The 17,433-nt window shown below is 67.7% G+C and carries 16 protein-coding genes and 1 tRNA gene; 7 read left to right on the top strand and 10 right to left on the bottom strand.

All coding sequences use genetic code 11. The features are described 5' to 3' along the window. Positions 1-7: 7 nt before the first annotated feature. Positions 8-745 carry a maleylpyruvate isomerase family mycothiol-dependent enzyme gene (locus tag ACOGI5_RS04920; RefSeq protein WP_419863348.1) on the bottom strand — a complete coding sequence of 246 codons (738 nt, stop codon included), beginning with the start codon at positions 743-745 and terminating at the stop codon, positions 8-10. A 51-nt stretch (positions 746-796) separates the two neighbouring features. Here ACOGI5_RS04920 and lgt point away from each other — a divergent pair, with 51 nt between their 5' ends. Then, entirely contained in the window at positions 797-1,702 is a 906-nt protein-coding gene (gene lgt, locus ACOGI5_RS04915; RefSeq protein WP_419863347.1) for a prolipoprotein diacylglyceryl transferase, read from the top strand. Here the strand turns inward: lgt and ACOGI5_RS04910 are convergent. From ACOGI5_RS04910 to ACOGI5_RS04895, 4 genes are all read right to left on the bottom strand, one after another. After that, on the bottom strand, positions 1,625-2,521 hold the full coding sequence (locus tag ACOGI5_RS04910) for a TIGR03564 family F420-dependent LLM class oxidoreductase (protein ID WP_419863346.1): 897 nt from the start codon (positions 2,519-2,521) through the stop codon (positions 1,625-1,627). The genes lgt and ACOGI5_RS04910 overlap by 78 nt on opposite strands. A gap of 73 nt (positions 2,522-2,594) precedes the next feature. Continuing rightward, entirely contained in the window at positions 2,595-3,497 is a 903-nt protein-coding gene (locus tag ACOGI5_RS04905; protein ID WP_419863345.1) for an LLM class flavin-dependent oxidoreductase, read from the bottom strand. A 56-nt stretch (positions 3,498-3,553) separates the two neighbouring features. Next, positions 3,554-4,591, bottom strand: coding sequence for a methyltransferase domain-containing protein (locus ACOGI5_RS04900; RefSeq protein ID WP_419863344.1), 1,038 nt, complete (start codon positions 4,589-4,591; stop codon positions 3,554-3,556). 10 nt (positions 4,592-4,601) lie between these two features. Further along, positions 4,602-5,816 carry an MFS transporter gene (locus tag ACOGI5_RS04895; RefSeq protein WP_419863343.1) on the bottom strand — a complete coding sequence of 405 codons (1,215 nt, stop codon included), beginning with the start codon at positions 5,814-5,816 and terminating at the stop codon, positions 4,602-4,604. A gap of 53 nt (positions 5,817-5,869) precedes the next feature. Between ACOGI5_RS04895 and ACOGI5_RS04890 the strand changes: the two genes are divergently transcribed. The 4 genes from ACOGI5_RS04890 to ACOGI5_RS04875 all read left to right on the top strand — a co-directional run bounded on the left by ACOGI5_RS04890 (position 5,870) and on the right by ACOGI5_RS04875 (position 8,548). Further along, positions 5,870-7,591 (top strand): solute carrier family 23 protein, encoded by a 1,722-nt coding sequence (locus ACOGI5_RS04890; RefSeq protein WP_419863342.1) that lies wholly within the window; start codon positions 5,870-5,872, stop codon positions 7,589-7,591. Between the two features lie 90 nt (positions 7,592-7,681). Beyond that, on the top strand, positions 7,682-7,981 hold the full coding sequence (locus tag ACOGI5_RS04885; protein WP_419863341.1) for a DUF1330 domain-containing protein: 300 nt from the start codon (positions 7,682-7,684) through the stop codon (positions 7,979-7,981). Positions 7,982-8,055: 74 nt separating this feature from the next. Next, a tRNA-Ala gene (locus ACOGI5_RS04880) sits at positions 8,056-8,132 on the top strand. Beyond that, positions 8,132-8,548: a DUF1801 domain-containing protein gene (locus ACOGI5_RS04875; RefSeq protein ID WP_419863340.1), complete on the top strand. Its 417-nt coding sequence runs from the start codon at positions 8,132-8,134 to the stop codon at positions 8,546-8,548. Before ACOGI5_RS04880 ends, ACOGI5_RS04875 begins: the two co-directional genes overlap by 1 nt. A 51-nt stretch (positions 8,549-8,599) precedes the next feature. Here the strand turns inward: ACOGI5_RS04875 and ACOGI5_RS04870 are convergent, their stop codons facing one another. From ACOGI5_RS04870 to ACOGI5_RS04850, 5 genes are read right to left on the bottom strand one after another with little or no spacing between them, the layout of a single operon-like run. After that, the gene (locus tag ACOGI5_RS04870) at positions 8,600-9,895 is read right to left on the bottom strand and encodes a tetratricopeptide repeat protein (RefSeq protein WP_419863339.1); all 1,296 of its coding nucleotides are present in this window, start codon (positions 9,893-9,895) and stop codon (positions 8,600-8,602) included. Positions 9,896-9,950: 55 nt separating this feature from the next. Next, on the bottom strand, positions 9,951-10,949 hold the full coding sequence (locus ACOGI5_RS04865) for a WD40/YVTN/BNR-like repeat-containing protein (protein WP_419863338.1): 999 nt from the start codon (positions 10,947-10,949) through the stop codon (positions 9,951-9,953). A gap of 45 nt (positions 10,950-10,994) precedes the next feature. Beyond that, positions 10,995-11,882, bottom strand: coding sequence for a UGSC family (seleno)protein (locus ACOGI5_RS04860; RefSeq protein WP_419863337.1), 888 nt, complete (start codon positions 11,880-11,882; stop codon positions 10,995-10,997). Beyond that, positions 11,879-12,958, bottom strand: coding sequence for a hypothetical protein (locus ACOGI5_RS04855; protein ID WP_419863336.1), 1,080 nt, complete (start codon positions 12,956-12,958; stop codon positions 11,879-11,881). Before ACOGI5_RS04855 ends, ACOGI5_RS04860 begins: the two co-directional genes overlap by 4 nt. A gap of 54 nt (positions 12,959-13,012) precedes the next feature. Continuing rightward, positions 13,013-14,008 carry a homocysteine S-methyltransferase family protein gene (locus tag ACOGI5_RS04850; protein WP_419863335.1) on the bottom strand — a complete coding sequence of 332 codons (996 nt, stop codon included), beginning with the start codon at positions 14,006-14,008 and terminating at the stop codon, positions 13,013-13,015. A gap of 58 nt (positions 14,009-14,066) precedes the next feature. On the opposite strand from ACOGI5_RS04850, the gene ACOGI5_RS04845 reads away from it, so the two are divergent. After that, positions 14,067-14,819, top strand: a complete 753-nt coding sequence (locus ACOGI5_RS04845; RefSeq protein ID WP_419863334.1) for an enoyl-CoA hydratase/isomerase family protein — start codon at positions 14,067-14,069, stop codon at positions 14,817-14,819. Continuing rightward, the gene (locus ACOGI5_RS04840) at positions 14,761-17,388 is read left to right on the top strand and encodes a CoA transferase (protein ID WP_419863333.1); all 2,628 of its coding nucleotides are present in this window, start codon (positions 14,761-14,763) and stop codon (positions 17,386-17,388) included. Before ACOGI5_RS04845 ends, ACOGI5_RS04840 begins: the two co-directional genes overlap by 59 nt. The last annotated feature ends 45 nt before the right edge of the window (positions 17,389-17,433 follow it).

The raw sequence follows: 17,433 nt of genomic DNA, 5'->3' as shown, positions 1-17,433 counted from the left end.
CGCTGCATCAGAAGCGCACGTCCCGCTGCCAATCGTCCAGCAGGTCGGTACGGCCGAACGTTTCGAGCCGGTCGGGGCCGATGCGACCCCACACGAAGAGCAGGAGGTCCTGCGCCGGGCCCCGGGCCGCGACATCGGACTTCGCATGCGCACGCTCGACCTGCATGCCGTCGGGTGTGCGGGTGATGACCCATTCTCCGTGCGCGTCGGTGGCGTGCAGGTGCACGGTTTCGCCGTTGCCGGCGAATGCGTCCGGTCGTCTCAGGCGCACGTAGACGTCGAAGAGTTCGTCGACACCGTCGACAGCGAGTTCGGGTGCTATCGATGCCGGCGTGATGCCCAGGGCGGCTTCAGCGTCCCACCGGTGCATCGTGCATTCGTGTGCCATGCGCCGCCACCAGAAGCTCATGGACTGTTCTTCGGGATCCCAGGTCCAAGCTTCGGCGTCAGGCGGGCGTCCAGTCATGAGACCGGTGAGTGCGTCGAATGCGTCTGCGTGCCACTGCGACACGGAACCGGGAGGTCTGGCGACGGTGGCGGGGTCAACGCGCGCTCCTGCGGTGATGCTGCTGCGCACAAATGTCCAGACCGTGGCGCAGTGCGCGATGAGCGCTTCGAGGGTCCAGTCCCCGCAGCTGGGGACCCGCCGGCTCCACATGTCCGGCGATCGTTCGGCATCCGCGGCGATCTCGTTGAGTCGCGCGCCTTCCGCAGCCCGCAACCCTGCGTACTCTGTGGCGTTCATGGCCTGTGATCTCCTGCTCCTGCCGGTCGCGCCATCGGCCGCAGCCATGACGTGAGCGGGCTCTTGGCGTCGATCCCGAGCCCGTCGCGCAGCTACATCTCGCTCGGCCCGCTGGACATTCGAGCCTATGGCGTTGCTATTGCAGTGGCGGTGCTGGTCGCGCTCTGGATTACTTCCCGCCGCTGGCGCAGGGCCATCGCAGACCGGGACGATGCGTACCGGGCTCCCGCCAACGACCTGGTCGGGACGATCGCAATCTGGGCGGTTCCTGCCGGCCTGATCGGCGCCCGGCTGTATCACGTCATCACTGACTTCGATCGATACCAGGGCAACCTCGTCGATGCGCTGAAGATCTGGCAGGGCGGCCTGGGCATCTGGGGCGGCATCTCGGTTGGCGTGCTGGTTGCGGTGTGGATGCTGCGCCGTGGCGGGCACAGCACCGGGGCGATGCTCGACGCGCTGGCGCCCGCGCTCGCGGTGGCGCAGGCCATCGGCCGGCTGGGGAATTGGTTCAACCAGGAGTTGTACGGCCGTCCCACGGACCTGCCGTGGGGGCTCGAGATCGACGAGGCGCACCGCGTCGCGGGCTTCGGCCTCGAAGAGACGTTTCATCCGACGTTCGCCTATGAGGCCCTGTGGAATCTGTGCCTGGCGGCGACGCTCGTCTGGGTGATTCCCAGGGTGCTGCCGCAGCTGCGCACCGGCTACCTGTTCGCGGTGTACGTGCTGGGTTACACCGTCGGGCGGCTGTGGATCGAGTTGCTGCGCATCGACACGGCCAACGAGCTGTGGGGCGTGCGGATCAACGTGTGGACCAGCATTGTCGTCGGCTTGGCAGCGCTGATTGCGGTGCTGGTGGGCCTGCGCCGCGGCCCCGAATCAGCGCAGCAAGCCGATCAGGGTCTCGCGGGTGGCGGCCTGCTCGTCGAGGGTGCCGAACGCCGACCCGGCGAATGACGTCACGCCGCAGTCGGCCAGCGCATTGATGCGGTCGCTGACCTCGGCCGCACTGCCGATGACGGCGATGTCTTCGGGCCCGCTGAGACCTTCCCGGTCGAGCATTGCCCGGTAGCTGGGCAGCGTTCCGTACACCACCAAGTCCTTGGCGGCACGCTCCCGGGCGGTGTGCGTGTCATCGGTGACGCACACCGGGAAGCCGGCCACCACTTGCGGCGCTGGCCGCCCGGCCTCGGCTGCTGCCTCGTTGATGGTCGGCGCGGTGTGATCCCGCAATGTCGCGGGCCCGGTCATCCAAGTGAACGTGCCATCGGCCATGCGGGCGGTCAGGCGCAGCATCTGGCTGCCCAGCGCCGCCACGAACACGGGCGGTGCGTCGGCAGCAGGGGGAGTGATCTCGCCGCGCCCGACGACCGCGTCGCCGCCGTGAGAGACGCGACGATCGGTGATCAGCTTCGTCAAGATCGTCAGGTAGTCGCGCATGTGCGCTATGGGCCGGTCGAACGAGTAGCCCCACATGCCCTCGACTACTGGTTTGTGCGACGGGCCGATGCCCAAGTCCAGCCGGCCGCCGATCACGGCCTGGGTCGTGAGCGCCTGCTGGGCCAGCATCATGGGATGCCGCGGGTACGTGGGCACCACCGCGGTGCCGAGGCGGATGCCCGGCACCCCGCGGCCGGCCACGGCGATGGTGGTCAGCGCGTCATGGCCGAAGATCTGCGGCGTCCAGTAGCGCCGGAAACCCTGCTCGGAGGCCTCGCGGATGCTGGCCTCGAAGCGCTCAGGAGTGGTGTCGAATCCGAACAGCTCGATGTGCATGCCCGGCAGCGTAACGGTGCTCGGTGGCGTGACCGAGTTGTCGCCTGGCCTCCAGATGCTCAGGTGTCAAGTCTCAGGCAAAGGTGTCGAAGAGCTCCTCGAGCGCCTTGAGCTGGCCGCCGCTGGTGCTGGAGGGCACAAGGATCGGCGTCTTGCAGCCGGCGTCGAACCATGCCTCGACACCGTCACGGACCTGAGCGGCCGAGCCGTACAGCGTTGCATTCGACAACCATTCGTCGGTCATCGCCCGGTTCAGCGCCTCAGTGTCGCCCGCAGCGATCGCCGTCTCGGCTGCTTCCATCTCGTCGATCCAGCCCGCTTGCTTCCAGTAGTTCCGGTAGTTCGGCAGTGACACGTAGCCGGCGAGCGTCTTGCGATTGCGGGCTGCTCCAGCGGCCCGGTCGTCATCGATGACGGTGGGGATCATGTTCCCCACGAAGAAGTCATCGCGACTCGCCGCGTCGCCGAGGTGCGCCACCGAATTCTGGAAGTCGTTGCAGCTCGCGTTCGCCCACACGGCTCCGGAGCTGATCTCGGCCGACAGCTCGGCCATGCGCTGGCGCAGCGTGGCCAGCACGATCGGCGGCAGCTCGCCGTGCTGCGCTGACGCCGCCTGCATCTCAGCGATGTACTCGCGGATGTCGCTGAGCGGCTTGCCGGGCGTGATGCCGAGACGTTCGTGCACCGGGCCATGGGTGACGCCGATGCCCAGCCAGAAGCGTCCGCCCGAGATCTCATGGATGAACGCAGCGGTCGAGGCCATGTCGACGGGGTTGCGGAAGTAGATCGGCTGCACCGAGGTGCCGAAGTGGATCTCGTTGGTGACGTGTGCGATCGCCTGGCACAGCGCCACTGGGTCGCCCATGGACGGGCAGTAGATGCCGCTGAATCCTCGTTGCTCGATCTCGGCGGCGATTTCCAGGGTGCGTTCACGGCGGCCGCGCACGGCGGCCAGCGAGATGGCAGGCATGTTCATGCGGGGTTTCCTAGCAGACGTGCCCGATTGTCGCCGTTGGCTGTGCCGCGGGGCTCTCAGGGAGACTTGCGGGCCACGAAGCAGTACAGCGTCGTGAAGATTCCCGTCTTGCCGCCGGCGACGTAGGCGTCGGCGGTGCGATCGAGCAGCTTGGCGATCTCGGCGGTGCCTCTGGGCAGGATCCTCAACGTTTCAGCCACGCGTGCAGCCCGGATCGCGAGTTGTCGACCCAACGGTGTTCCTCGCAGGGTGATGCGGCGTGTACCGCTGCGCGCCTCCATGGGCTGATACCACGGCGTTGTCGATCCGTTTGCTGTGGTTCCGCGGTCAATTCCTTCGATGACTTCGAATCCTGCTGTTTCGAGTGCTTGGTTGACTTCGGCGAATGTTGCGATCTGCTTGAGCGCGATCCCGCGCATCAGTTCTCGCTTGATCTCCTGATGATTCGCGTTGTCGGGATCGAACGTGTCTGTCAGGCACATTTCCTGACCCCACAACAGCGCACCGGGCTTCAGCACCCGCGAGATCTCGGTGAATGCGCCGACCTTGTCCGGCGCATGACAGGTCGACTCGATCGCGTAGGCCCGGTCGTAGGTGCCGTCTTCGATGGCACCCATGTCCATGAAGCTGGTCTCTACGTAGTCGATCATGTTGCCGAGGCCTGCTTCGGCGGTCAACTCCCTCGCCCTGGCCAGCTGGACTTGGCTGCTGTTGATGCCGGTGACCTTGACACCTGCTTCGCGGACCACCGTCCGCATCGGTCCGCCGATCCCGCACCCGACGTCGATAACCGACATGCCCTCGCGCAAGTCCAGCTTGCCGATCATCAGCCGCTGATGCCGAAGCTTGGAATCTTCCAAACTCTCCTGTGGAGTCAGCGGTGCGAAGTGGAGCGATTCACCCCAGCCGTAGATCATGAGGTGGCTGCAGATGTCGTAGTACTCCGTTGCCGTCTCGGCGTGGTCGGAACTCGGGCCGTCGCTCGGCGCGTACGTCTTGTCGAGTCGGCCGTTCAGCAACGCCACCCGGCTGCGCAGATCCGAGTCGCGGTATGACGCCCTCAGCCCGCGGGCGACCTGCCAGATGCTGCTCACCCGGGGGAGCCTAAGAGGCAGAGCCGGCAGCGGAGGACGTGCCGAGCAACGGCAGCGCCAGCAAGGCGAGCGCAATCAGGCTCGTCACGGTGACCAGGCCGATGGCAGGCCCGAATCCGGCGGCATCGATGACGAATCCGCACACTGCGGGGCCGACCAGCCCGCCCACCCCGAGCCCGGTGTAGTAGATGCCGATGACCCCGCCGAGGTTCTCCACGCCGTACCAGCCCGCCAGCACCGAGGGCGTGGCGGTCACCCACACCGCCCAGCCGACGCCGTGCGTCACGGCGCTCGTGATGAGCAGCGCGACATCGCCGCCTGAGATCCACCAGATCGCCAGGGCACCGGTCAGGCAGGCAAATGCGGCCCGGCACAGCCACATGGGATCGATGCGGTTCCCCAATGCGCCGCACGCCAGGCGTGCAGCGACGCTGGTGGCCCCGGAGATGCCGACCAGCCCGGCAGCCAGCCCGGGCGCCACCCCGGCGTCGACGGCGTAGTCGTTGTAGAACGCGACCGGCGCGTAGAAGCCGGGCCCGATGGCGACGACCGCCGCGAAGAACAGCAGGAAACGGGGCGACCGCGCCAGCGTGCCGACGCGCATCAGCCGTGCGCCCGAGGTGCGCACCCGGTCGCCCCGTGTTGCAGCCCAACCGATGGTCACCAAGGCCAGCGCGGCCAGCAGGGCATACGTCGAGCGCCACCCGATTGCCGAGATCAGCTGGTGCCCCAGCCACGGCATCACGAGCGTTCCGGCGCCGACGCCGGCCAGCAGGAAGCCCATCGCCGCCGGACGGCGCTGTTCGCTGAAGCTGCGGCCGATCAGCCCGATCATCGAGGGGTAGCAGAACCCGGTCGCCAGGCCAACGAGCACGCCGAAGGCGGCATAGGTCTGCCACAGCGCTCCCGAGGCGGCCGTTCCGAGCAGGCCCAGCGACATGGCAAGCGCGGCAATGGCCACCAGCGGGCGAGCGCCGAACCGGTCGCCGATGCGGCCTCCGATGGCACCGCCTAGGTAGTAGGTGCTGATGGCCGTGGAGAACAGCGCGGCGACGGGTCCGGTGGTGGTACCGAAGTCTTCGGCGATGGGTGTCAGGAACACCCCGAATGAGAACAGGATTCCGAACGTCACGAAGTTCGCAGCGAAAGCCGCCGCCGCGACCGACCACGGGGTCGCGGTCTCCGCTGGCTCGCTGGCGGACGGCAGGCTCGTCGTGTCGGACACTCAGATGCAAGCCTGCCCTGTCAGTACCGTGGTCCGCAGATCGGTCGGTGCCCGTGAACGACGACATTCGCTTCGAACCAGACGAACGCCCGCCCGCGCTGCTGACGCTCAACGTGGCGTTCCAGGGAGCGGTGCTGATCGTCACCAACGTCGTCACGTTCATCGTCATCTACTCCGCCGCCTTCGACGACGATGGCAGCTACGCCGAGTGGGCGGTGGTCGGCTCGTTGGCGGTGGCCGGTGTCCTCACTGCGCTCCATGCATCACGCCTGGGTCCGGGGTATCTCCTGCTGTGGGGATCGGGCATTCCCTTCATGGTCCCGTGCATCCTCGCCGTCGAGGCGGGCGGACCGGCACTGGCTGCGAGCCTGGCGGTGACCTCGTCATTGCTGCAGCTCGCCATGGCAGCAGGGCTGGCACGGCTGCGGCGGCTGATTACGCCGGTCGTCGCCGGTGTGGCATTCATCATGATTTCCCTGTCGGCGATGCCGATCGCCATGCGACGGATCAGCGACGTACCCGACGGCGCTTCCGAGCTGGCCGGCACCGCAGTCGGGGTGACCACGCTGGTGGTGGCCGCGCTGGCGATGCTGCGGGCCACCGGGCTGTGGCGTCTGTGGGCTATGCCGATCGCCATCGTGATCGGCTGCGCCGGATCTGTCGCCCTGGGCGTGTACGACGTCCAGCCGGCACGCAACGCTCCATGGCTCGACCTCCCCGATGTCGGCAGCTGGCCCGGATTCGCCTCCATCGCCGATGCCGACTATTGGTCGCTGCTGCCGGTGTTTCTGGTGATCAGCGCCGTGGTGGCGGCCCGGGCCACCAGTGAAGGTGTATCGGTTCAGGAGATCTCCCACAGCACGGCGCGCGCCGTGGACTTCCGCGGTGTGCAGCGCACAGTCGGCGTGGGCGGCCTGGCGGTGTTCCTGTCGGGAATCGCCGGCACCCTGCCCGCAATCTCGTACCTTCCGGCCACGATCTCGCTGCTCAGCTTCACCCGGGTGGCGGCACGCCGAGTCGGTCTGCTGATGGGCGCGATGCTGATCGTGCTGGCATTGCTGCCCAAGGCGGTCGCTGCGCTGATCACCATTCCCCGCCCCGTCAGCGGAGCGCTGCTGATGGCGATCTTGGGGTTGCTCTTCATCGAGGGTGTGCGGGCTGTGACGCGCGATGGCCTGAGCCGCCACCGCGGCTTCATCGTGGGGCTGTCGCTCTCGGTCGCTGTCGGATTGCAAAGCCAGCCGAGCTTCCTGGATCTCCTCGGCGGTCCGGTAGCGGCGCTCCTGGGCAACGGCGTACTCGTCGGCGTGGGCATCGCCGTGTTGCTCACTGGAGTGTTCGAGGTGACGAGCGCACGGCGCCAGCGCTTCGAGACAGTGCTGGACCGCTCGGCGTTCGTTGACCTCGACGGGTTCTTGCGCACGCTGGGCGACGGCATGGGATGGAACAGTGCATCGGTCGAGCGCTTGCGTGCCGCCGGGGAAGAGACGCTCACGGCGATGATGCAGCTGCTCGAGGACAATCCGGGTGATGTGCCGCCGAGAGTGGTGCTGAACGCTCGGCCCGGCACCGCGTCAGCTGAGCTGGAATTTCTGGCGCTGTTCTCCGAGGAGAACATCGAGGACCGGATCTCGTATCTCAACGAGCAGGCCTCCACGCCTGATGTCGGTGACCTTTCGTTCCGCTTGCTGCGGCTGCATGCCGCGGCCGTCCGCCACCGCAGGTACCACGGCATCGACGTCGTCACCGTGGAAGTCGAAGGCTCTGCGGCCTGACAGCAACGCATCAGGCTGGCCCGAGGCCAATGCGGCGTCGAATAGCGTGCGTGCACGAATCTGCGCACTCATTGGAAGGGGACAGCAGGCATGAAGGGCTACGTCGTCATCGACAACGAGATACTCGACCGTGAGGCATTCGCGGAGTTCGCCGCGAAGGTTCCCGACGCAATGGCCGCCTATGGCGGACGGTTCGTCGTGCGTGGCGGCAACCCGGAGGCCGTCGAGGGGGACTGGGCACCGGACCGGCTTGTCATCATGGAGTTCGACAGCCGTTCGGCGGCCAACGCCTTCGCTGCCTCGGCCGAGTTCGCCGCCCTCGCCGAGCTTCGTGGCCGCGCACTGAAGTCCAGGCTGCTGGTGGCCGAGGGGTACGACCCCGCCGGCTGAGCCGCCCTCTGAACAGCCCGGCTCGCCCTGATTCGCTCGCTGGACCGGCCGGTACCCTCAAGCCTCCGATCTGCGGGGCTGTAGCTCAGATGGCAAGAGCACCTGCTTTGCAAGCAGGGGGTCACGGGTTCGAGTCCCGTCAGCTCCACCATGTCCGACGGTCCGGGGCCGAAGCTGCTGGCTGGCGGCAACCCACAGATACCCAAGGGCGACGGCGACGGCCCAGTGCAGGCCTATATCGAGGCGATGCCGGAATGGAAGGGCGTCATCGCTCGCCAACTTGATGATCTCATTGAGCGCGTCGTGCCGGACGTGCGCAAAGCGGTGCGATGGAACTCGCCCTTCTACGGCGTCGAGGGGCGCGGTTGGTTCGCGAGCTGTCACGCGTTCACGCGCTATGTCAAGGTGACGTTTCTGAACGGGATGTCCTTGCAGCCCGTGCCACCTGGCTCGGGCAAGGACCCTGATTCGCGCTGGGTGGACATCGGCGAGGACGAGTTCGACGCTGCTCAGATGGAGACGTGGATACGTCAATCGGCGGCGGCCGACGGCTGGCACGGATTCTGAGCGCCGCCGGCCGAGAGTTCGCGGTCCGGCCAGCCAGGTGTCAGATCCGGGTCAGGCGGCCACGAGACCCTGGACCGGGCGTGAAGGCTGCCGATCAGTGACGCGTTCGAGGAAGGCGCGGGCGTCGTCGGGACGATCGGCCTTGACGTAGGCGGCGAGCAGTGTGTTCGTCATCAGGTCGCGCTGCGCCCGGCTGCCGCCGATGCGGACGACTTGGGGGATCAGCGGCTCGAGAACATCGATGGCTGTCGCCCAGTCGCCGTTCTCGAATGCCGCGTATGCCCGGGTGAGGCTGGCCCCAGTGGTCCCGGCGGGGAGCTGTGCAGCCTCGCCGAGTTCTTGCAGCTGGGCGATGCATGCCTGCAGCTGTGCAGTCTCGCCGAGGACGGCGTAGACGAGACCGACGTGGGCGTCCACGAACACCATGGGCTGCGGGAAGCGCTCTTCGTAGAACTCGCGCACCCGCTGCCAGGCGTCGCGATCGCGAGGCTTGCCGGCCAGCTCTGACCGCCACATGAACGACGATGAATCGGAGAACACCGTGATCGGCGGGCTGGTTGTGGCCCCGGGGAGGCAGTTGTCGCGGAACGCCTGCCAGGCATCGTCATGGCGGCTGACCGCCATGAGCACCAGTGCGTAGTGCCACCAGATGTGGCAGTGCAGCACACTCGCCCGGCTGGATTCGGCGAGCCACCCATCGAGGAAATCGACCGCTTCGTCATCAGCACCGGCTTCAAAGAGCGCGTGGACCAGCGTGTGGGCACCGTGGGGTGTGCTCGGGCGTTGTCCGAGCGCATGCTCTGCGAGCTGCCGGCCCCGATCCCACTGGCCGGTCTCGATGAGGGCGAAGGCATGCACGGTGGCGAACCACCAGTCGTCGCCATAGTGCGTGGCCAGCGGCTCGAGGAGCGCGAGCAGTTCGGCTTCCCTGCCGATGCGGCCACTGAAGCCGATGGCGCCGAACACGCCGCAGGCAGGTGCGAGAGCGAACGCATCCCGTGGGTAGTCGATGATGTGTTGACGGATGAGGTCGAGTGCCTGGGGCACCTGGCCGGCAACGAGCAGGCGGACGATCTCGACGTGCTGCTGTTCCCTGGGTGTCGTCCCGTGGCTCAGCCGAACAGCAGTCTCTGCAGAGGCCCGAGCCTCGGCGGGCCGCACGTAGAGCTGGTGATGGCGTGCAAAAGCGGCATGGGGAAGGGCGAAATCCGGGTCTGCTGCAATTGCCGCCGACAGGCACTCTTCGACCCCGGCCTCTGCCGACAGCATCCGATCGATGCCCTCGACATAGGAGTCACGCGCGCTGGCGGACGAGGTGCTGAGTTCGAGGCCGTAGCGATCGTTCATGCGTTCGGTCTCCAGCGTCGCCGACGTCGCAGTGCTCTTGGCCCTTGGGGACGCGTCAGACCACCGCCAGCGACCAGACCAGCGGGAGGCCCGATCCGAGCTCGGTCCACTGGGCGTCGTCGGACACCTGCCACACCTCGCCGGTGTCGGTGCCGACAAGCACGCCGCCCACGTTCTCCGGGTCGGGGACGAGGCCATGGAAATTGACCGGCGACGGCGAGTGGGCCTCGTCGCAGAGCGACCGCCACGACTGGCCGTGGTCGTCAGATCGATAGAGGGCGGCCTGTGCCCCGCCGTCGTCTTTGTAATGGGAGAAGGCCGTGGGGGCACTGGCGACGGTGACGCTGTACGGCTCGCGGCGGTCGATGCACAGCGGCCGCGAGTAGCGGGGGGTCACACCCTTCCACGCGTAGGTCCATGTCTCGCCGTAGTCGTCGGAGCGGAACACGCCGGCGTTGCCTTCCAGCTCTTCGGCGACACCGTCGAAGCGGCCGTAGCCAGTGCTGGTGAACAGCACGCCCGGCTCGGCCGGATGGGCGAACATCATGTGGATATCGGGGTTGTCGCCGGGAAGGTCGACCTTCCAGCTCTGCCCGCCGTCGGTGCTTCGTGCCACGCCGCCGACTTCGACGCCGACCCAGATGCGATCGGGGTCGCCCTCGTCGATGACGAGAGCACGGGCTCGACCCGGCTGGGGAGGCTCGATCGGCACGCACCAGCGCTCGGCTTCGGGAAGGCCGGCGAACGCCTCGATCTCAGACCAGGTCACGCCCTGGTCGTCGCTGCGGAACAGGGCGGCCGGCTCGGTGCTGGCGTACAGCCGGCCGTCGCTGGCCGCCCGGATCTGCCACACGTCTCGGCCTTCGAGCTGAGGTCCGGACCAGGTGCGACCGCCGTCATCGCTGGTGAACAGGCCACCGGCTGATCCCGCGAGCACGCGCCCGTCCAGGTTGACGAGGTCGCGGACGTGCCGGACTTCGAGCGTCTGTGCGGACCCCGCGCCGTCCACGATGAAGACACCCTTCGTAGTTCCCGCGAGCAGCTGACCGTTCATGGGTTCACCCTAGATCGCACGCGGAAATGGCGGGTTCGGACTGGGTCAGTCGTGCACGGGACCGCTGTGCTCAGGCTCGCGGGGGTCGTCGAGGGTGATCGTCCAGCCTGGGCCGAGCGCGGTGTCGAATCGGTGCTGGAACATGGGCACGAGCGTTGACGCTGGCAGGACGCACTCAGCACAGGCTTCGTCGGGAATGTGGAGGCTGAGCGTGATGTGTCGCCCCGTGATGGAGGCAGTGAGGTCGGCACGATCGGCGCGCAAGACGGCGGCCAGGGCTTCAACGACGTCGGCGGGCGCGAACCCGGCTGTTTGTGATTCCGCTGCGCCGGTGATGGTCAGCTCGTCACCGCGTGGCAGCTGGGCATCGGCGCCGGATGATTCGTCGCCGAGGGCTGATCTGGCATCAAGGGCGGTGAGCAGGCCCAGCACGGTCGCGGTGACGGCGTCGGCAAGGACGTCTGCCTGCGCTTTGGTGAGGCTGCCGATGGGGTGCGGCACGGTGGCGAACGGGTAGTCAGCGAACCCTTGGAGTTCGGCTATGGCGGTGCCGGTGGCTGCGAACGGCTCGGTCAGGATGGCCGCGGCAGGCACACCCAGTGCTTCGAAGTTCACGGCGTCGAGCACACTGCTCGACGAGCAGCTGCCTCAGTCGCCGATAGCGGCGATGATCGCCGTGACGTCGGCCGCCAGTGCTTCCACCTCCTCGGGCGCAGCCGGCAGGTTGGCGGTGGGCTTGAGCATCAGCACGGCGTCGCGGGCGCCATGTGCCTCGATGAGGTTCTGAGCGACGCGCTGGAGGATCCCAGGTGCGTGGGTCTTGCCGTTGCTGACGAGCCCGATGACGGCACCCTCCAGGGAGGCGGGACGGGTGGCGAGCGCTGCCGCGTCGCCGGATGGCGTCAGCGTCGGGTCCACCAGGGTGACGGTCATGGCGTGAGTATCTCCTGGGTGATAAGCGGGACGCTGCGGTCGCGGCTCCACGTCGGGAAGAACGACGAGTGGCCGCCGGCGTCGCCGCCGCCCACCATGAGGGCGATGTCGTCGGGACACGTCCCGCGGGGAACCGTGATGTCCTCGTCACCGGGCTGCACCTCTGGGCTGGTCTCCATCCACTGGGTGGGATGGAATCCCGAGACGTTCCCCGCGGCCTCGACCTTGCCGCCCCGCTTGACTTCGGCATAGGTGCGGGTGGCGTGGCTGAACAGGTATTCCTGGACCTGTGGTCGGCTCCAACCGGCGGCCCCGAGCTTGCGAGCGTGCTCCGGAGCGAACACCACCAGCGACCGCCCCGAGCTCAGCGATCCGAGCGCCGACATGGTGTCGGCAAACGTGCCGAGCAGGCCTTCGGCATCGGGCGAGGCGTGGTTCAGCACGTTGTGGCCCGACTCGGCGGCCATGACGGTGACTGTGCTCTGGTCCGGCGAGTAGCCCAGCGATACGTGGTATGGCTCCCACGGGCTGGTGGCCTCGTCCTCCCCGAAGCACATCGCGTATTTTCCGGCCCAGCCTTGGGTGCTCTTGTCGAGCTTGCCGGGAATGGCAGCGAGGCAGTTCCTCAGCACCAACCGCACCGCACGGCCGATGGTGCCGTTGGCGCGGAATCCCGGCCCGAACAGGTTCTCCTTGCAGTGGATGCCGATCTGGTCACGGATCGGCCCGTTGATCGCGATGAGGATGGCAGCGCCGCCGGTGCTGGCCGATACGGCGTGCAGTTCGAAGGAGGGGGCACCGATGGCAGCGAGTGCAGCGCCGACGACCGGGAAGTACTCGGGCCGGCACCCGGCCATCACCGCGTTGGCTGCGGCCTTGCGGGCTGTGACTTCGAGGCCGCGTGCCGGTTCGGTCAGCAAGACAGCGTCGGCATCCCACACGCCGCCTGCCACCATGGCATCCACCAGTGGCTCGGTCGGCGGCACCACAGGCAGCCCGTCGGTCCAGCCGGCCTCGTAGCACGCCTCGATGGCCTGCCACGGGTCGCTCAGCTCCACGTCACGGTCTGCGGTCATCGCGATCGAGTGCATCTGCTGCGGGCCGGTGGGCGCAGCGACATACGGTCGGCCTCAACCGCGGTCTCGGCGTCGGCGCGGCCGTCGTCGCACCAAGCGTTCGTCGAGGGCGGTCTTGGGATTGAGGGTCACTTCGACTGACGGCGGTGCTTCCTCGCCGGCGAGCACAGCGACCATCTTGGCGGTGTGCTCCGGTGTGCTGCCACAGCAGCTGCCGATCACGTCGACGCCCGATATGTGGGCGCGGTGTGCATGCACGGCCAGCAGTTCGGGAGTGCCGTCGTAGACCAACGCGTCCTTGCGCCAGACAGGCACGCCGGCGTTCGGCTTCGACACGGTGAGCGTGCCGCTGCCGGCGTTGGCAATCGCGATGACCGCCGCTTCGGTGTCGGGCACGTTGTTCCCGCAGTTGGCGCCGATAGCCGCGAGCTGCAGCGCCCCCAGGCGGTCAACCATCTCCCTGCCGGTGACGCCCATCATCGTGCGGCCGGCGGTGTCGAAGCTCATGGTGGCAGCGATCGGCAAGTCGCACACCGAGCGTGCACCACGAACCGCAGCCTCGATCTCGTCGAGGGCGCTCATCGTCTCGATCCACAGCAGATCGACGCCACCCGCCGCCAACCCAGCAGCCTGCTCGGCGAATGCAGCTTCGCACGCACCCGCCTTCATGGTGCCGAGGGGTTCGAGCAGCTCGCCGGTGGGCCCCATGGAGCCCGCTACGAGCACCTCCCGCTCTGACCGCTGCATCTCAGCGTCGGCCTCGAGCCGGCCGATGTGCGCAGCGGCCCGGTTCAGCTCGTCCACCCGCCCTTCGAAGCCGTGCAAGCTCTGCCTGAAGCAGTTGCCGCCGAAGCTGTTGGTCACGATCAGGTCTGCGCCGGCCTGGAGGTATCCCCGGTGGACGGCCCGTATCTCATCGGGGTGGCTGAGATTCCATTCCTCCGGCGACCACCCTGCCGACAGCCCAGCCGCGAACAGCTGCGTGCCCATGGCGCCGTCGGCCACGACGTAGCCCTTGGACATCACCAGTGCCATCAGTGTCGTTGTCATTGGTCAGTGCATCCTCTCACTGTGCAACCATTTCGCCAAGCGAATTAAGGAGCGGGCTATGGACGAGGTGACCTACGAGGTTGACGGGCACGTGGCGACGATCACGCTGAACCGGCCCGACAAGCTCAATGCGATGACCGATGAGATGTATCAAGCCATCGGAGCGGCATTGCTGGCGTCCGATGCCGATCCCGCGGTGCGGTGCACGATCGTCACCGGGACCGGGCGGGCGTTCACCTCGGGTCACGACCTCGGCGAGTTCGCCGACCGGGAAGCGTGGATGCCGTGGCGCCCCGACCGGTTTGACATCGGGCTTGAGGTGGCCAAGCCCACGATCGCCGCCATCCAGGGCTATTGCTTGGCGGGCGGCCTGGAACTGGCCCTGTTCTGCGACATCCGGGTATGCGACAGCACGGCGCAGTTCGGCTGCCCGGAGGTGCGCTGGGCCATCCTGCACGGCTACGGGGCGTTGCGGTTGCCGGGCTTGATCGGCTCGTCCGACGCGATGCGGCTGCTGCTGACCGGTTCGTTCATCGACGCCGCCGAGGCGCTGCGCATCGGGCTGGTCAGCGAGATGACCGCTCCGGTCGACCTGCAGTCGACCGCTCGGGGCATTGCCGACCAGATCGCCGCGAACGGGCCCGCTGCCATCCGCATGACCAAGGAGATGGCCCTGCGCGGCCGTGAGATGTCGCTGGCTGACGGCCTGCGCCTCTACCAGGAATACACACGGGCTGCGTTCGCTTCGGCGGATGCGAAGGAGGGCCTGCGCGCCTTCGCCGAGCGCCGCGACCCCGACTACGGCGCCTAGCGCGACAGCGCCGTCGTCGCGAACGGCTTCCGCGGCGGGCGCCCAATGGCGTCGGTACGATCCGGGCCCGCTGGGCCGACAGCGATGCAGGGGTGACGTGCGAGGCGTTCGGGTATTGGATCTGAGCGACGGGCGCGCTGGCGCATACTGCTCCCGACTGCTCGCGATGACCGGTGCTGAAGTGGTTGTCGGCGAGCCACTGGAGGGTTCGCATCTGCGCCGGTCACGCATGGTGGATACCCGCGCTGGACCGGTTTCCGTGGCGTGGGAGTACCTGCGTGCCAACACGGCGAGCGTCGTGGTGAATCCTGGCACCTCGCTGACCGAGCTGGCTCGTGACGTCGATGTCGTGGTGCTGGACGTCCATGGGGATCTGACTCCGGCCCGGGCGGAGATCGCATCGGCCCGCAACGCGCACCCCCGGCTGGTGGCGGCTGTCATTACTCCGTACGGGTTCACCGGGCCGAAATCGGCGTGGCGTGCGGGTCCGCTCGAGCACTGGGCGCTGGGTGGGCACATGAGCCTCAACGGCGAGCCTGACCGGCACCCGCTGCCGGGCGGCGGTCCGTGGCTCACGCACCTGGTCGGCGCGACCGCCGCCATCGGCATCCAGGCGGCGCTCGTGCACGCGGCGGCGACCGGCCGAGGCGATCTGGTGGAGATTTCAGCGCTGGAGGCGCTCGCCAACGCTCACCAGTGGAGCTTCAGTCTCTACACCCACAACGGCGTCAACAAGCGACGGTGGGGGAATCGCTTCGGCGAGCAGCACCACCCGCTGGCGCTCTATGAGTGCATCGACGGCTGGGTCTGCATCGCGGCTGTCTCGATCCACCAGTGGGAAGGCTTCTGCATCGCCATGGATCAGGTGGAGCTGCTGGCCCGCGACGACTTCTATGTCCCGGCAGTGCGGTTCGACCACGCCGATGAGCTGGATGAGATCATCTCGGCCTGGGCTGCCACGAAAACGGTCGCCGAAGCAGTCGCCGACCTGCAGGCCAACCAGGTTCCTTCCGGACCGGTGGCCAGTCTCGACGACATGCTGGCCAGCCCGCAGCTCGCCGCCCGCGGCTACTGGGCCCACCTCGCCGCCGCTCACGCGCCAGTCGGCGATGCCCGGCAGGACGAACCGGGCGCTGGCGGCGTGCCGACGGCGCGACTTCCCGGGCCGCCGGCACATATCGAAGGTGCGACGCCGCCATTCCGGCGTGCGCCGGCACTCGGGACGGGTCTCGACGGCACCGCGTCGGATGGAAGGAGCTGGCCCGCTGGTGCCAAGCCGCTGGCGGGCGTGCGGGTGATCGAGTTCACGATCGCTTGGGCAGGCCCACTGGTCTGCCGGATGCTCGGCGATCTCGGTGCCGATGTCATCAAGATCGAACACCCCACTGCGCGAGGCCTCGCCATGCCGCCCGCCGAGATGATCCTGGCCGAGCGAGGCGGCTGGGAATGGGGACAGCTTCCCGGTCCGTTGTCGCGCAACGGGATCTTCCTGAACAACGATCCCGGCGACGACTGGTTCAACCGGCTCGGCCACTGGAACAAGATGAACCGCTCGAAACGCGGCCTGTGCCTGGATCTGAAGGCGCCCGGCGGGCGAGATGTGCTGCGCAAGCTCGTCGAGACGGCCGACATCGTGGTGAACAACTACAGCCCCCGCGGCGTTCGATCGGCTGGCATCACGCGCGCGGAGCTCCGCGAGATGAATCCGGCGATCGTGACGCTCGACATGTCCGGCTTCGGCGCCACCGGACCCGACGCCGAGCGCATCAGCTGGGGTCCGGTGCTCGATGCCGCCTCGGGCCTGGCGTCCGCCACCGGCTACCCGGACTCGGGCCCCTACAAGCAGGGCATCGCATTCCCAGATGTCGTCGGCGGCCTGCACGGCACCGTCATCGCACTGGCTGCCCTGTGGCAGCACTGGCGTACCGCCGAGCCTGTCGGTGTCGATCTGTCACAGCTCGAGACTGCGATCAATGTCGCAGGCGACCAGTTCGTCGAAGCCTCCATGCGCCCGCCCGGCGCGCCTCACCCGCCTCGCCGGGGTGCGCGTACTGCGGACGCCGCACCGGCGGGTGTGTACCGGTGCCGCGGCGACGACGCTTGGCTGACGCTGACGGTCGATGACGACGCGACGTGGAAGTCGTTGGCTGAGCTGCTCGGCGACGCCGAGTGCGAGCCCCGTTGGACGACCGCGGCGGCACGCCATGCCAACCACGACGTCATCGACGCCGTGATCGAACGCTGGACAGCGACCCGGGATAAGCACGAGGCCGCCGCTGAACTGCAAGCAGCAGGCATCTCAGCATCAGCAGTCATGACCATCGCCGACATCGTCAACGACGACCACAGCGCTGCTCGCGGCCTCATGGTCGACCACGCACGCCCCGGCGAGCAGCCGCAGCTCTTCCCCGGCATGCCGTTCCGATTCGACATGACACCAGCCGCTCTCAGCCCGCCCCCAAGACTGGGCCAGCACAACGAAGACATCCTCACCGAACTCGGCTACACCCCAGCCGAAATCACCGACCTCTACAGCCGCAACACCATCGCCACGGCACCACCCGACTAGGGACGCGAAGGCAAAGGCACAAATGCCAGAGCTGCAGAGGCGGCA

It is taken from the genome of Candidatus Poriferisodalis sp., from assembly GCF_965208925.1.
In the GTDB taxonomy this organism is placed as follows: Bacteria; Actinomycetota; Acidimicrobiia; order Acidimicrobiales; family Poriferisodalaceae; genus Poriferisodalis.
This window is presented reverse-complemented; position numbering and strand designations above follow the sequence as displayed.